Consider the following 13,148-nt stretch of genomic DNA (forward strand, 5'->3'; position numbering starts at 1 on the left):
GCCCTGGCGGCGGCAGCACGATTTCGGGCTGGCGTTCAAGCTTCATTCGGCGGCTATTGTCACCGGGGTGCCCACCGTGGGGAACTGGCTCCATTCGCGCCCGTCGAGCTGCCGCCCACCGGACTTAGGGCGCAGCCCGCCCCACTGCTTGAAGAAGAAGGCGACGCCCTGCGCGGTGCACTGGTCGCGCACCCCACGAACCCATTCCGCCTCTAGCGGCCGCGCGCCGGGGCCGCTCTCACCGCCTGCGATCACCCACGAGATGCCGTCTAGGTTGATGCGGCCGACCGGACCCAGGAGTGGTTCGATCGAGAGGAATCGGACAGTGGCGGGGCTCTCCTGCAGGTGCCGTAGACGGGCGGTGTTGGAGCCGTCTTCAATCGACACGCCGCACCAGATGTGTACCGGCGCGCTGCTCGACCCGTACCGCCGGATCAGGTAGTCGCGCATTAGCGAACTTCGTTTGGTGAGCACTTGGTACGTGTGCCAGTTGCCCGCCTCCATGGTGTCAAACACCCGGTCGATGAACCCGGCCGGGATATCCTTGTGGAACAGGTCGCTCATGGAGTTGACGAAGATCATGCGAGGTCGACGCCAGCCCAGCGGCTGCTCCAGTCGTGCCGGCCGCAACTGCAGGTCGAAGCCGTTTTCGAACGGGTGACCTGCCGTGCCCCGGAAACGCTCCGAGAAACGCTCCGCGTAGCAGTTGTCACAGCCGGCCGTGATCTTCGTGCACCCGGTCACTGGGTTCCACGTTGCGTCAGTCCATTCGATTGCGCTGCTATCGGCCATGTTTCACTCGAACATATCAAGAACATATCTGCGTTCGCGCAGCGTGACAATATGCGATGGGACGCCTAATTCCCCAGCCAGTCGTGATCGACTGCGCGCGCGATCCAGAGCGCCACCGGCGCGCCCCCCGACGACGGTGCCTTGAGCGCAACCGTAAAGCGTGCGAGTCGCAGGTGGGCTTCACAGGCTGGAGGGGGCAATGACCGACTATCGAGGAAACGCCGAGGAGGTCCTTCGCCTCGCGTTTCCAGGGTCGATGTTCGAGGGCGACAAGCCTCCGCCGTCGTTCGCTCAAATCGATGATGTGGTGAAGGTCCTTGAGGGTCTGATCAATCGCGATCTTCGCTACCGGGGGCAACTCTCCGACCAGTTCCACTTTCGATTGGTCGGAGCCAAGCTCGGCTCCCTTGAGGTTTGGGTACAGCTGATCAGCTTGAGCGCAGGCGTGGTCGCACTGCTCGCTGATGGGCCGGGGGCGATCAAGTTCCTCTTGGAGACGCTTCAGAACTTGAAGGATGGCAGGGGAAGCGTCCGCTCGCTGCCGCAGGTTACAACCACCTCGGTTCCCCCCGACGATAAGGAGATCGCGCTGATCGACCAGCTTAGGCGATCAGTGAAACGCGCTGGATCAATTACGATCGAGCACAAGGAGTATTCGATCACGTTCCACGACGTCGACTTCCGGGACGCCGAGCGTCCGCCCCAAGCGATCCGCGTACGAAGCGACGTGCGCCGGATGCGCTGATATCTGTGGGTACACCGCGGGCATTCGAACCTACTGCCGGAGTGTCGGTCTTCCCTCCGTCAGCTGAGAGCCCGCCCCCCTACGGCTCGTAATTGAGGATCGGCGCCAGCCAGCGTTCGGCCGTCTTCAGTTCCCAGCCCTTGCGCGCCGCGTAGTCCTCGACCTGGTCCTTCTCGATCCGGCCGACGCCGAAGTAGTGCGCCTCCGGGTGGGCGAAGTAGAGGCCTGAGACGCTGGCCGGCGGGTTCATGGCGAAGCTTTCGGTCAGCTCCATGCCGGTCGCCGCCTCGGCGTCGAGGATCTTGAACAGCGTCGCCTTTTCGGTGTGGTCGGGCTGGGCCGGGTAGCCGGGGGCCGGGCGCACGCCGCGGTACTGTTCGGCGACCAGGGCGTCGATGTCGAAGGGCTCCTCGGGCGCGTAGCCCCAGAGCTCGGTGCGGACCTTGCGGTGCATGGCTTCGGCGAAGGCCTCGGCCAGGCGGTCGGCGAGCGCGGTGGCGAGGATGGCCGAGTAGTCGTCGCCGGCCTCCTTGAAGCGCTGGGCGACCTCGATCTCGCCGTGGCCGGCGGTGACCGCAAAGCCGCCGACATAGTCGGGCCGGCCGCCGACCGGGGCCACGAAGTCGGCCAGGGCGACATTGGCCCTGCCGCCGTCCTCGCGGCTCTTGTCCTTGGGCATCTGCTGGCGAAGGCTGTGCAGGCGGGTGAGCTCGGCGGCGCGGTCTTCGCCCGTATAGAGCACGATGTCGTCGCCGTCGGCGGCGGCCGGCCAGAAGCCGACCACGCCGCGGGCCTCGAACCACTTCTCGTCGATGATCTTCGTGAGCATCGCCTGGGCGTCGCGATAGAGGTCGCGGGCCGCCTCGCCGACCACGTCGTCCTCGAGGATCTGCGGGAAGCGGCCGATCAGCTCCCAGGAGGCGAAGAACGGCGACCAGTCGATGTGGCGGGCCAGTTCGGCCAGGTCGTAGGAAACGAAGCTGCGGGTGCCGAGGAAGCTGGGCTTGGGCGGCGCATAGTCTTTGAAGTCCGGCTGGAAGGCGTTGCCCCGCGCCTCGGCCAGGGTGGCGCGGGCGCGGTTCCCCAGCCCGCGGGCGTAGCTCTCACGGACCTTGGCGTAGTCGGCCCGGGTCTCGGCGCCGATGCGGGCCTTTTCGGTCGGCGACAGCAGGCCGGCGACGACGCCGACCGCGCGGCTGGCGTCGAGCACATAGGTGGTGCCGCCGGCCTTGTAGGCCGGCTCGATCTTGACCGCGGTGTGGGTCTTGCTGGTGGTGGCGCCGCCGATCAGCAGCGGGATGTCGAAGCCGCGGCGCTCCATCTCGCCGGCGACATAGACCATCTCGTCGAGGCTGGGGGTGATCAGGCCCGAGAGGCCGACGATGTCGACGGCGTGCTCCTTGGCCGCGTCGAGGATGCGGTCGGCCGGGACCATGACGCCGAGGTCGATGACCTCGTAGTTGTTGCACTGCAGGACCACGCCGACGATGTTCTTGCCGATGTCGTGGACGTCGCCCTTGACGGTGGCCATCAGGATCTTGCCGGCGCTGGTGCGCGGCTGGCCTTCCTTCTCGGCCTCCATGAACGGCATCAGGTAGGCGACGGCCTGCTTCATCACCCGGGCCGACTTGACCACCTGGGGCAGGAACATCTTGCCCGAGCCGAACAGGTCGCCGACGACGTTCATGCCGTCCATCAGCGGGCCTTCGATGACGTGCAGCGGGCGCTCGGCCGCTTGCCGGGCTTCCTCGGTGTCGGCGTCGATATAGTCGGTGATGCCGTGGACCAGGGCGTGGGCCAGGCGCGAGCCGACGCTGGCCTGGCGCCAGGCCAGGTCGACGACCTTGGCCTCGCCCTTCTGGCCCTTGTACTTCGGGGCCAGGTCGACCAGCCGCTCGGTGTTGGAGACGTTGGTGCGCTGGGGGCGGTTGAGGATCACGTCCTCGACGGCCTCGCGCAGCTCGGGGTCGATGTCGTCATAGACCGGCAGGTCGCCGGCGTTGACGATGCCCATGTCCATGCCTGCGGCGATGGCGTGGTAGAGGAACACCGAGTGGATCGCCCGGCGGACCGGCTCGTTGCCGCGGAAGCTGAACGAGACGTTGGAGACGCCGCCCGAGACGCGGGCGTGCGGCAGGTTTTGCTTGATGCGCCGCGTGCCCTCGATGAAGTCGACGGCGTAGTTGTCGTGCTCCTCGATGCCGGTGGCGACCGCGAAGATGTTGGGGTCGAAGATGATGTCTTCGGGCGGGAAGCCGACCTGGTCGACGAGGATGCGGTAGGCGCGCTCGCAGATTTCGTACTTGCGCTCAGCGGTGTCGGCCTGGCCGACCTCGTCGAAGGCCATGACCACGACGGCCGCGCCGTAGCGCAGGCAGGCCTTGGCCTGCTCGATGAACTTGGCCTCGCCTTCCTTCATCGAGATCGAGTTGACGATGCACTTGCCCTGGACGCACTTCAGCCCCGCCTCGATGACCTCCCACTTGGACGAGTCGACCATGACCGGCACGCGGGCGATGTCGGGCTCGGCGGCCAGCAGGTTGAGGTAGGTCTTCATGGCCTGGACCGAGTCCAGCAGACCCTCATCCATGTTGATGTCGATGACCTGCGCCCCGGCCTCGACCTGCTGGCGCGCGACGCTCAGCGCCGCGGCGTAGTCGCCCTCGACGATCAGCTTCTTGAACTTGGCCGAGCCGGTGACGTTGGTCCGTTCGCCGACGTTGATGAAGACAGGTCGCATCGCAAATTCCCCGCCGAAGCGGGGACCCAAGCTGAATCAGGTTTGGCCGAAGCCGGGAAGTAACACAGTCCGCGGACGGACCTACGCCAACTCGAACGGTTCGAGGCCCGCCAGCCGCATCGCCTTGGGCCGCTCGGGCGGCTGGCGCGGCGTGACGCCGGCGACCGCCTCGGCTACGTGCTTGATGTGGTCCGGCGTCGTGCCGCAGCAACCGCCGAGGATGTTGACCAGGCCCTGCTCGGCCCACTCGTGCAGCTGATGGCCGGTCTGGTGCGGCTGCTCGTCGTATTCGCCCATGGCGTTGGGTAGGCCCGCGTTCGGATAGGCCGAGACCAGGGTGTCGGCGACCCGGGCCAGCTCGGCGATGTGCGGCCGCATCAGGTCCGCGCCCAGCGCGCAGTTGAGGCCGATGGCGAACGGCTTGGCGTGCTTCACCGAGTTCCAGAACGCCTCGACCGTCTGGCCCGACAGCGTGCGGCCCGAGCGGTCGGTGATGGTGCCCGAGATCCAGATCGGCAGCGGCTCGTAGCCCTCGTCCTCAAGGTCGAGGATGGCCTTGATCGCCGCCTTGCAGTTGAGCGTGTCGGTGATGGTCTCGATCAGATACATGTCCACGCCGCCGTCGTGCAGCGCGATCATCTGCTCGCGGTAGGCCTGATAGACCTCGTCGAAGGTGACCAGGCGCGCGCCCGGATCGTTCACGTCCGAGGACATCGACAGCATCTTCGGCAGCGGGCCGATCGAGCCGGCGACGAAGCGCGGCTTGTGCGGCTCCTTGGCCGTCCAGGCGTCGGCCCGCTCGCGGGCGATCTTCGCGCCCAGGAAGTTGATGTCATAGACCGCCTCGCCGCAGTCGTACTCGGCCTGGGCGATGGTCGTCGCCGAGAAGGTGTTGGTCTCGGAGATGTCAGCGCCGGCGCCGTAGTACTGGTCGTGCAGGTCGCCGATGATGTCCGGACGGGTGATGCAGAGCAGGTCGTTGTTGCCCTTGAGCTCAAGGGCGTGGCCGGCGAAGCGCTCGCCGCGGTAATCGGCCTCCGCCAGGCCGCGCTTCTGGATCATCACGCCCCAGGAGCCGTCGAGGATGAGGATGCGCTCCTTGGCGATCTGCTTGAGCGCGGCGATACGGTCCTGACGGGTCATTTCGCGGCTTCCTGTTGCTTGGCGAGATCCTGGCGGAAGGCCTTTTCGCTGCTGGCGATCGTCGCCTGCAGCATGCCGGGATCAATAAAGGGATTGGGGCCGCCGTCCGCCAGCTTGGCGCGCTTGGCCGCCATGCCGAACTGTTCGGCGTGCGGGGCCAGGAAGACGTCGGCCTTCAGGGCGCGCAGTTTGGCGAAGCTCTGCTCGTAGTCGGCGACGATGCCCGGGTATTGCGGCCCTTTGGTCTTGGAGACCAGACGGTTGGCGGCGACGGAGGTGCTGCAATAGAGCACCGCCTCGTGACGCTGGCCACCTATGGTCACCGGAAAGGTCCAGGTCGTGCAGCCCGCCGTATGGCCCGGCGTCACATGCGCGGTCAGAGTCTCGCCGCCAAGCGTGACCGTGTCGCCGTCCTTGAGGACCCGGTCGACCTTCACCGGCGCGAAGTCGAACGCCTTCACGTCTTCGGAGCCGATGTACTTGCCGCTCTCCAGCGCTTGGCGGTCGCCGGCCGAGGCGGCGAGCTTCGCGCCCGTATCCTTCTTCAGCTCGGCCAGGCCGCCGGCATGGTCGAAGTGGGCGTGGGTGTTCAGCAGCACCTTCACGTCCGCCGGCTTGAAGCCCAGCTTGGCGATGCTCGCCTCGATCGGCTTGGCGCTGGTCGGCATGGCGCCGTCGATCAGGACGTGGCCCTCCGGCGTCGTGATCAGGAACGCCGACAGGCCCGCCGTCCCCACGTAGTAGAGGTTGTCGGCGATCTGGAACGGCTCGGTCGGCTGGGTCCAGTTGGCCGGCGACTGCGCCTGCGCGGCGGAGGCGTAGGTCAGCAGGCCCAGAGCGAGGGCGAGACGCTTCATGCCGCCGCCTCGGCCGGCTCGATCGGGGTCTCGCGCACGCCCAGCACCCGGCAGATCGCGTAAACGAGGTCGGCCCGGTTCAGCGTGTAGAAGTGGAAGTCCGAATAGCCTTCTTCAGCCAGGCGCACGCACATTTCCGAGGCCACCGAGGCGGCGATCAACTTGCGTGTCTCCGGGTCCTTGTCGAGGCCTTCGAACAGGTTGCCCAGCCAGGCCGGGATCGGGATGCCCACCGGCCCGGCCATCTTCTTCAGGCCCTTGTAGTTCGACACCGGCATGATCCCCGGCGAGACCGGGATCGTGACCCCCGCCTTGCGCAGCTTGTCCATGAAGAACAGGTAGGCGTCGATGTCGTAGAAGAACTGGGTGATGGCTCGGGTCGCGCCCGCGTCGATCTTGGCCTTCAGGACGTCGATGTCGTGATCGATCGACGGGCTTTCCGGATGGATCTGCGGATAGAGGCTGACGCTGACCTCGAACGGAGCGACGGCCTTGATGCCGGCGGTCAGTTCGGTGGCGTTCAGATAGCCGTCGGCGCGGGGCACATAGACGCCGCCGATATTGCCCGGCGGGTCGCCGCGCAGAGCGACGATATGGCGGATGCCGGCGTCCCAGTAGGCCTGCACGACCTCGTCGACCTCGGCGCGCGAGGCTTCGACGCAGGTCAGGTGAGCGGCAGGTTTTAGGGTCGTCTCCTTCAGCATCCTGACGACCGTGCGGTGCGTGCGGTCACGGGTGGAGCCGCCGGCGCCATAGGTCACCGAGACGAAGGACGGGTTCAGCGGCTCGAGCCGGCGGATCGCCTCCCACAGGCTCTCCTCGGCCTCGGGCGTCTTGGGCGGCGAGAACTCGAACGACACGGACGGGCGGCGCGCATTTCCAGCGGCGGCGCGGGCGACGGGTCCGAGCGCGGTTTCATGAGGGCTCATGCGGCGCTCCTTTGCGGCAGGCGGGCGCGCTCGGCGACCCAGATTTTCACGGTGAGCCCTTCAGCCCGGGCGGGCGGCAGCGCAGTCACGCGGATGTCGGTCAGCGCCGCCTCCTCCAGCCAGCGCGCCATCTCCGGCTCGGCGAAGCCGAGACGCCGATGCTGGTGCTGCTCGCGCAGGAACTCGAGGTTGTGCGGGGCGAAGTCGATGATGAGCAGCCGGCCGCCCTCGGCGACCAGGCGTGCGGCTTCGCGCACGGCGGCGGCGGGGTCGGCGAGGTAGTGCAGGACCTGGTGGACGACCACGAGGTCGGCGCTCTGCCCCGGCAGGCGGGTGCCAAAGATATCGCCGTGGCGCAGCTCGAAGCCTTCGAGGCCGGCCTCGGCGACATGGTTGCGCGCGATGTTGAGCATCTGCTGGGAGAGGTCGAGACCGACCGCCGCTTCGGCGTGCGGTCCCAAGAGGGTCAGCATGCGGCCCGTGCCGGAGCCCAGGTCCACGAGCCGTTTGAACGGCCCTGGCCCGACAGCGTCGAGGATCGCCGTCTCGACATCGTTCTCCGAGACATAAAGCGAGCGGATTTCGTCCCAGCGCGCGGCGTTGCGCGCGAAGTACTCGCCGGCCTCCGCCGAACGCTCGCCGCGGACGGCCTGCAGCCGCTCGGCGTCGCGGATGATGATCGCGTCGGTCGGATCGATCAGCCGCAGCGCCTCGTCGGCCAGGCGCCGGGCGTCGCCCGAGGTCACGAGGCGGTAGAACACCCAGGCTCCATCGGGGAACCGCTCGACCAGCCCGGCCTCGGCCAGCAACTTGAGATGACGCGAGACGCGCGGCTGGCTCTGGTCCAGCACCCGGCACAGCTCCAGGACCGCCAGCTCCTCGCCCGCCAGCAGCGCAAGAATCCGCAGACGCGTCGGTTCGCCCGCCGCGCGCAAAATCTCCACCGCCTGACTCGTGGTGAGCGTCATGGGCACATAAAGATATCTTTATGTCTTTATGTCAAGCTGCGGACGGTCCGCGAACCCGCCTGAACGGGCGGCTTATAGCATGCGTCGGCGCGGCGCGGTTAAACCGCGCTCATCACCGGTTCGCCGGCGATGAACAGGCGAACATTCTCGAGCGCCTGACCGACCATTCGCGGGATGGAGTCGACCGTCCCGCCCGCGCTGTGCGGCGTCAGCACAGTGTTCGGAACGTCAGCCCATCGCGCGGCGGGCGTCGGCTCGGTTTCGAACACATCCAGCGCCGCCCGGCCCAGTCGCCCCTCCTTCAGAGCCGCGATCAGGGCGTCCTCATCGATGATCGAACCGCGCGCGACGTTCACCAGCATGCCGCGAGCGCCCAGCGCGTCGAGCACCTCTCGATTGACCGCCTTGCGGTTGGTCTCGTCGGCGCGGCAGGCCACGACCAGGATGTCGCTCGCCTGCGCCAACGCCGACAGACTCTCGGCTCGCGGCCAGGGAGCCTCCGGCTTCTCGCGCGGACCCCACCAGAGGATCTCCATGCCCATCGCCGCGCCCCGCATGGCGACCGCCTCGCCGATCGCACCGAGCCCCATGACCCCAAGCTTGCGGCCGCGCAGTCCTGGCCGGTTGCCGACCCGCGGGTCGTCGCGCCATCCGCCCGCGCGCACCACCGCGTCCCCGGCCACAATGTTGCGCCAGCCGGCGATCAGCAGGCCGATGGCGTGATCAGCGACGTCGTCGGCGTTCAGCCCCTTGGCGTGGGTGACTTCGATGCCGCGCGAACGGCACCACGGCACGTCGACGCCGTCGTAGCCGACGCTGACATTGGCGATGAGACCTAGCCGCGGCAGGCTTTCGAGAAATTCGCCGCTCAGCGGGATTTCGCCGGCATGCACGATCGCCCGCACCCGCTCCGCCTGGCCCGGAGCCAGCTCCCACCGACGCGCCACGTCGTAGCCCGCCGCCTCCAGCGCCTGTTGCACCGGCGACAGCATCTGGTGGGAAATCAGGACAAGCGGCTTGGCGGCGTCGGTCATGGGGTTCTCCGAGGTGTGGACGTCCTATAGCCAGGGTCGAGGGAGGCCGTCATGCGTCGCGTGGTGATCCTTGGCAATTCCGGCAGCGGCAAGTCTCGCCTGGCGCGCCGGCTGGGCGGCGCCCTCGACCTGCCGGTCGTTCACCTCGACCCGCTCTACTATGGCCCCGGCTGGACCCACGGTGACCCGACCGCGTTCCGCGAGCGCGTCGGCGAGGCGCTGGCTGGCGACGCCTGGATCGTGGACGGGAGCTTCCTGTCCCTGGTCGGCGACATCACCCTGCCCCGCGCCGAACTGATCGTCTGGCTGGAGCAGCCCCGGTGGCTGGCGCTGACCCGGGCGCTCAGGCGATGTCTCGCTCCCTCCGGCGCCCGGCGCGCCGACCTGCCTGACGGCTGCCGCGACACGCCCAGCCGCGAGATGCTGGCGGACATCTGGACCTATGATCGCCACGCTCGCCCCGAGATCGAACGTCGCCTGGCGCAACTCGCGCCGCATGCAAGCGTACGCCGGCTGGCGGGCGACCGCGCGATAGAGACCTTCTTGTCGAGCCTGACGCCGTGAGCCCGGCCTTTCAACGGCTTTGGGCGGCCCAGGCGATCTCGGCGTTCGGCGCACGCATAACCCGCGAGGGCCTGCCGATCATGGCGGTGATCGCCCTGGGCGCGCAGGCCTCGGCCTTGGGGCCCCTGGCCGCCGTCGCCAGCGGCGCGGCCCTGCTGGCGGCGCTGGCCGGCGGTCCGTACATAGATCGCGCCCGTCGCCGGCCGGTGCTGATCTGGGCAGACCTGCTGCGCGCGGCGCTGCTGATCTCCATTCCGGTTGCAGCGGTGCTCGGCGTGCTCGATCTGCCGCAGGTGTTCGTGGTCGCGGCCCTGACGGCCGCAATCAGCGCGATCTTCAAGATGGCCAGCCACGCCTATCTGCCGACCCTGGTCGAACGCGAAGGGCTGATCGCGGCCAATTCCCGCCTGGCGGCGACCGACGCGACCGCCGAGGTCGGCGGCCCCGCCCTGGCCGGGCTGCTGTTTCAGTGGCTCAGCGCCCCGATCGCGCTCGCGGTCAACGCGGCGACCTATGGCGCCTCGGCGCTGTGGCTGGCGACGATCAAGACGCCTGAGCCCGCGCCCTTCCAAGGCCCGCGGGAAAACTGGCGTCGCGAATTCACGGCCGGCTTACGCATGGCCTGGACCGACCGGCGCGTGCGGCCGCTGCTGGCCATGGAGTCGGCGCAGGGGTTGTTCGGCGGCGTGTTCAGCGCGCTCTACGTGCTGTTCGCGATCCGCACGCTCGGCCTCTCGCCGTCCATGCTCGGCTTGGCGATCGCGGCGGGCGGCGCGGGCGCATTGGCCGGGGCCGCCCTCGCCTCCCGGCTGGCGCGCCGGCTCGGCCATGGACCGGCGATCCTCGCGGCGATGACCGGCGCCGGGCTCGCCGTGCTGATCACGCCGTTCGCGCCCGCCACTCCGACGGCGGGGCTGGCGGCATTGGTGGTCTCGCAGCTGATCGGTGATGCACTGGCTGTCGCCGGCGCAATCCTGGCGGCGAGCCTGCGCCAAGCGCTGGTCCCGCAGGCCGCGCTCGCCCGCGTTTCGGGCGCCTTCCTGGCCGGGCCCGGCGCGATGGCCGTCGTCGGCGCCTTGGGCGGCGGGGCGCTGGGCGCCGCCGTCGGTCCACGCGCCGCCTTGCTGATCGCCGCCTTGGGATTCGTCGCCCTGCCGCTGATCGGAGCGCTGTCGCCGCTGCGCGATTTGCGCGAGATTGACGCGGCCGATTGACCTAGCGCCAAGCGCTACCGATCTAGAAGGGCGTCATGAGCGAACGCGTCCCCCACATGCCGGCGATCTTCGTCGGCCACGGCAGCCCGATGAACGCCCTTGGCGGCGACTATGCGCGGACCTGGCGCGAACTAGGCGCCAGCCTGCCGCGCCCGAAGGCGATCCTCTGCGTCTCGGCGCATTGGTACGTCGAGGAGACCGCCATCACGGCGATGAGCCAGCCGCGGACGATCCATGACTTCTACGGCTTCCCCAAGCCGCTCTACGACATCCAGTATCCGGCTCCGGGCGACGCCTGGCTGGTCGAGCGGGTCAGCGACCTGCTCGCGCCAGTCGCGGTGCGCCAGGATCACGACTGGGGCCTGGATCACGGGACCTGGTCGGTGCTGATGCACATGTTCCCGCAGGCCGACATCCCCGTCCTGCAGCTGGCCATCGACCTGCGCCAGCCGCCGCAGTTCCACTACGACCTGGGGCGCAAGCTGGCCGAACTGCGCGACGAGGGCGTGCTGATCGTCGGCTCCGGCGATTGGGTGCACAACCTGCGCCTGGCGATCCGCGCCCAGAGCGCCGAGCCGCTCGACTGGGCCGACCGTTTCAACGAGACCGTCAAGGACCTGATCGCCGCCCACGACCACGCGCCGCTGATCGACTGGATGAGCCTGGGCCAGGACGCCCGTCTGTCGATCCCGACAGACGAGCACTACCTGCCGCTGCTCTACGTGCTGGGTGCGCAGAGCCAGGACGACGAGGTGCGTTTCTTCAACGACGCCATCGACCTGGGCGCGATCAGCATGACCGGGGTGGTGCTGGGCCGCGCCGCCTAGGCGGCGAAGATCCACCCGGGCGGCAAGGTCGAGGCCTGCACCCCGACCAGGGTCATCTGGGCCTCGCCGACCGTGACCACCGTGTCAGCGCCCTGCTGGGTCACGGTGTAGGTGCCGCCGCCCTCGATCCGCACGCGATCGCCCTCGGCCGACGAGAAGTCGATCACCCGGTCGATCCCGGCCCCGTCGAAGATCGTGAAGGTGTCGGCGCCGAGCCCGCCGCTCATGGTGTCGGCCCCGCGGTCGCCGAACAGCCAGTCGTCACCGGCTCCGCCGATTATGGTGTCGTTGTCCTGGCCGCCGCGGATCGTGTCCGCGCCTGTGCCGCCGTAACAGGTGTCGTCGCCCATGTTGCCGTAGACGAGGTCGTTGCCGCCGTCGCCCAGGAGCACGTCGCGCCCCTGGCCGCCGACCACCCAGTCGTCGCCGCCAAAGCCCACGACCGTGTCGTCGCCGGTGTTGCCGTGCAGGTCGTCGAACTCGTTGCCGCCTTCGAGGTAGTCGTTGCCTTCCTCGCCGCGCAGCATGTTGCGGCCGCCGTCGTCGATGAGGATGTCGTCGCCCGCGCCCCCGAACATGGTGTCCGAGCCGGTCAGGCCGAAGAAGACGTTGTCGGCGGCGTCGCCGCGCAGCACGCCGCCGTGCCGCGAGCCCTGCAGCGCCTCGATGCGGATCAACTGATCCAGGCCATAGCCCGTGAACTGCGGCCCGGTGATGTTGAGATCGATGTTCACGACGCCCGGCGCGCCGGAGAAGTCAGCCAGATCATCGTCGGCGCCGCCGTCCAGGATGTCGTCCCCGGCCCCGCCGTCCAGGACGTCCATTCCGAAGCCGCCGAGCAGGGTGTCGTTGCCGCCCATCCCGGCCAGGGCGTCGTCGTCGAAGCCCCCGTCGATATAGTCGCCGCCGCGGCCGCCGATGATGATGTCCTCGCCGAAGGTGGCGTAGACCCGCGTCCCGTAGTGTCCGAGGAAGATCGCTTCGGCGTTGAAGACGCGCGCGCCGCCCGGCAGGCCTTCCTGGTTGACCCAGACCTCGAGCGGAGTGGTCGCGTCCTCGAGCGACACGATGTCCATGCCCGCGCCGCCGTCGATACGGTCGAGGCCCGCTCCATCGACGATCAGGTCATCGCCGGCGCCGCCGTAGAGCGTGTCGTCGCCGGCCAGTCCGGTCAGGGAGTCGCTGCCGCTCCCGCCGGCCAGGCTGTCATTGCCCAGCGTGCCGCTCAGCGTCTCGTTGTCGGCGGTCGTAATGTAGGCGACGGTCATGCCGCATCCCCCAGCGACCTGCCCCGGCCCCACGACAAGGCCGCCCCATAGACAGGTCACGCGGGGT

At 68.6% G+C, this 13,148-nt stretch carries 12 protein-coding genes; 4 read left to right on the forward strand and 8 right to left on the reverse strand.

All coding sequences use genetic code 11. The features are described from left to right. Positions 1 to 42: 42 nt before the first annotated feature. Entirely contained in the window at positions 43 to 792 is a 750-nt protein-coding gene (locus ACSQ2H_RS16250; RefSeq protein ID WP_436062426.1) for a DUF5131 family protein, read from the reverse strand. A 199-nt stretch (positions 793 to 991) separates the two neighbouring features. Between ACSQ2H_RS16250 and ACSQ2H_RS16255 the strand changes: the two genes are divergently transcribed. Then, entirely contained in the window at positions 992 to 1,537 is a 546-nt protein-coding gene (locus ACSQ2H_RS16255) for a hypothetical protein (RefSeq protein WP_436062427.1), read from the forward strand. Between the two features lie 79 nt (positions 1,538 to 1,616). Here ACSQ2H_RS16255 and metH read toward each other — a convergent pair whose 3' ends face one another. From metH to ACSQ2H_RS16285, 6 genes are all read right to left on the reverse strand, one after another. Next, positions 1,617 to 4,277 (reverse strand): methionine synthase, encoded by a 2,661-nt coding sequence (metH, locus tag ACSQ2H_RS16260; RefSeq protein ID WP_436062428.1) that lies wholly within the window; start codon positions 4,275 to 4,277, stop codon positions 1,617 to 1,619. Between the two features lie 81 nt (positions 4,278 to 4,358). Next, a complete protein-coding gene (locus ACSQ2H_RS16265; protein ID WP_436062429.1) occupies positions 4,359 to 5,420 on the reverse strand; it encodes a homocysteine S-methyltransferase family protein in 1,062 nt (353 codons plus the stop codon). Further along, positions 5,417 to 6,277, reverse strand: a complete 861-nt coding sequence (gene bla, locus ACSQ2H_RS16270) for a subclass B3 metallo-beta-lactamase (protein WP_436062430.1) — start codon at positions 6,275 to 6,277, stop codon at positions 5,417 to 5,419. Before bla ends, ACSQ2H_RS16265 begins: the two co-directional genes overlap by 4 nt. Continuing rightward, the gene (gene metF / locus ACSQ2H_RS16275; protein ID WP_436062431.1) at positions 6,274 to 7,206 is read right to left on the reverse strand and encodes a methylenetetrahydrofolate reductase [NAD(P)H]; all 933 of its coding nucleotides are present in this window, start codon (positions 7,204 to 7,206) and stop codon (positions 6,274 to 6,276) included. The genes bla and metF overlap by 4 nt, the downstream gene beginning before the upstream one ends. After that, complete coding sequence (locus ACSQ2H_RS16280) at positions 7,203 to 8,174, reverse strand: ArsR/SmtB family transcription factor (RefSeq protein ID WP_436062432.1); 972 nt, start codon at positions 8,172 to 8,174, stop codon at positions 7,203 to 7,205. Before ACSQ2H_RS16280 ends, metF begins: the two co-directional genes overlap by 4 nt. Before the next feature lie 98 nt (positions 8,175 to 8,272). Continuing rightward, positions 8,273 to 9,208, reverse strand: a complete 936-nt coding sequence (locus ACSQ2H_RS16285; protein WP_436062433.1) for a 2-hydroxyacid dehydrogenase — start codon at positions 9,206 to 9,208, stop codon at positions 8,273 to 8,275. A gap of 51 nt (positions 9,209 to 9,259) precedes the next feature. On the opposite strand from ACSQ2H_RS16285, the gene ACSQ2H_RS16290 reads away from it, so the two are divergent. The 3 genes from ACSQ2H_RS16290 to ygiD are packed head-to-tail and all read left to right on the forward strand — an operon-like array spanning position 9,260 to position 11,813. After that, entirely contained in the window at positions 9,260 to 9,772 is a 513-nt protein-coding gene (locus ACSQ2H_RS16290; protein ID WP_436062434.1) for a hypothetical protein, read from the forward strand. Then, positions 9,769 to 10,986, forward strand: coding sequence for an MFS transporter (locus tag ACSQ2H_RS16295; protein WP_436062435.1), 1,218 nt, complete (start codon positions 9,769 to 9,771; stop codon positions 10,984 to 10,986). The genes ACSQ2H_RS16290 and ACSQ2H_RS16295 overlap by 4 nt, the downstream gene beginning before the upstream one ends. 35 nt (positions 10,987 to 11,021) lie before the next feature. Further along, positions 11,022 to 11,813, forward strand: coding sequence for a 4,5-DOPA dioxygenase extradiol (ygiD, locus tag ACSQ2H_RS16300; protein ID WP_436062436.1), 792 nt, complete (start codon positions 11,022 to 11,024; stop codon positions 11,811 to 11,813). On the opposite strand, the gene ACSQ2H_RS16305 is transcribed toward ygiD, so the two are convergent. Continuing rightward, positions 11,810 to 13,081, reverse strand: a complete 1,272-nt coding sequence (locus ACSQ2H_RS16305) for a calcium-binding protein (RefSeq protein WP_436062437.1) — start codon at positions 13,079 to 13,081, stop codon at positions 11,810 to 11,812. The two genes, ygiD and ACSQ2H_RS16305, sit on opposite strands and share 4 nt — an antisense overlap. Between the last annotated feature and the right edge of the window lie 67 nt (positions 13,082 to 13,148).

It is taken from the genome of Phenylobacterium sp. LjRoot97, assembly GCF_964254345.1.
Taxonomy (GTDB): Bacteria; Pseudomonadota; Alphaproteobacteria; order Caulobacterales; family Caulobacteraceae; genus Phenylobacterium.

Bases quoted from the DNA above. Each gene is read 5' to 3' on its own strand.
- ACSQ2H_RS16290 (WP_436062434.1), top strand. From the start codon at position 9,260: ATGCGTCGCGTGGTGATCCTTGGCAATTCCGGCAGCGGCAAGTCTCGC.
- ACSQ2H_RS16280 (WP_436062432.1), bottom strand. From the start codon at position 8,174: ATGACGCTCACCACGAGTCAGGCGGTGGAGATTTTGCGCGCGGCGGGC.
- ACSQ2H_RS16265 (WP_436062429.1), bottom strand. From the start codon at position 5,420: ATGACCCGTCAGGACCGTATCGCCGCGCTCAAGCAGATCGCCAAGGAG.
- ygiD (WP_436062436.1), top strand. From the start codon at position 11,022: ATGAGCGAACGCGTCCCCCACATGCCGGCGATCTTCGTCGGCCACGGC.
- ACSQ2H_RS16255 (WP_436062427.1), top strand. From the start codon at position 992: ATGACCGACTATCGAGGAAACGCCGAGGAGGTCCTTCGCCTCGCGTTT.
- ACSQ2H_RS16305 (WP_436062437.1), bottom strand. From the start codon at position 13,081: ATGACCGTCGCCTACATTACGACCGCCGACAACGAGACGCTGAGCGGC.
- metH (WP_436062428.1), bottom strand. From the start codon at position 4,277: ATGCGACCTGTCTTCATCAACGTCGGCGAACGGACCAACGTCACCGGC.
- ACSQ2H_RS16250 (WP_436062426.1), bottom strand. From the start codon at position 792: ATGGCCGATAGCAGCGCAATCGAATGGACTGACGCAACGTGGAACCCA.
- bla (WP_436062430.1), bottom strand. From the start codon at position 6,277: ATGAAGCGTCTCGCCCTCGCTCTGGGCCTGCTGACCTACGCCTCCGCC.
- ACSQ2H_RS16285 (WP_436062433.1), bottom strand. From the start codon at position 9,208: ATGACCGACGCCGCCAAGCCGCTTGTCCTGATTTCCCACCAGATGCTG.
- metF (WP_436062431.1), bottom strand. From the start codon at position 7,206: ATGAGCCCTCATGAAACCGCGCTCGGACCCGTCGCCCGCGCCGCCGCT.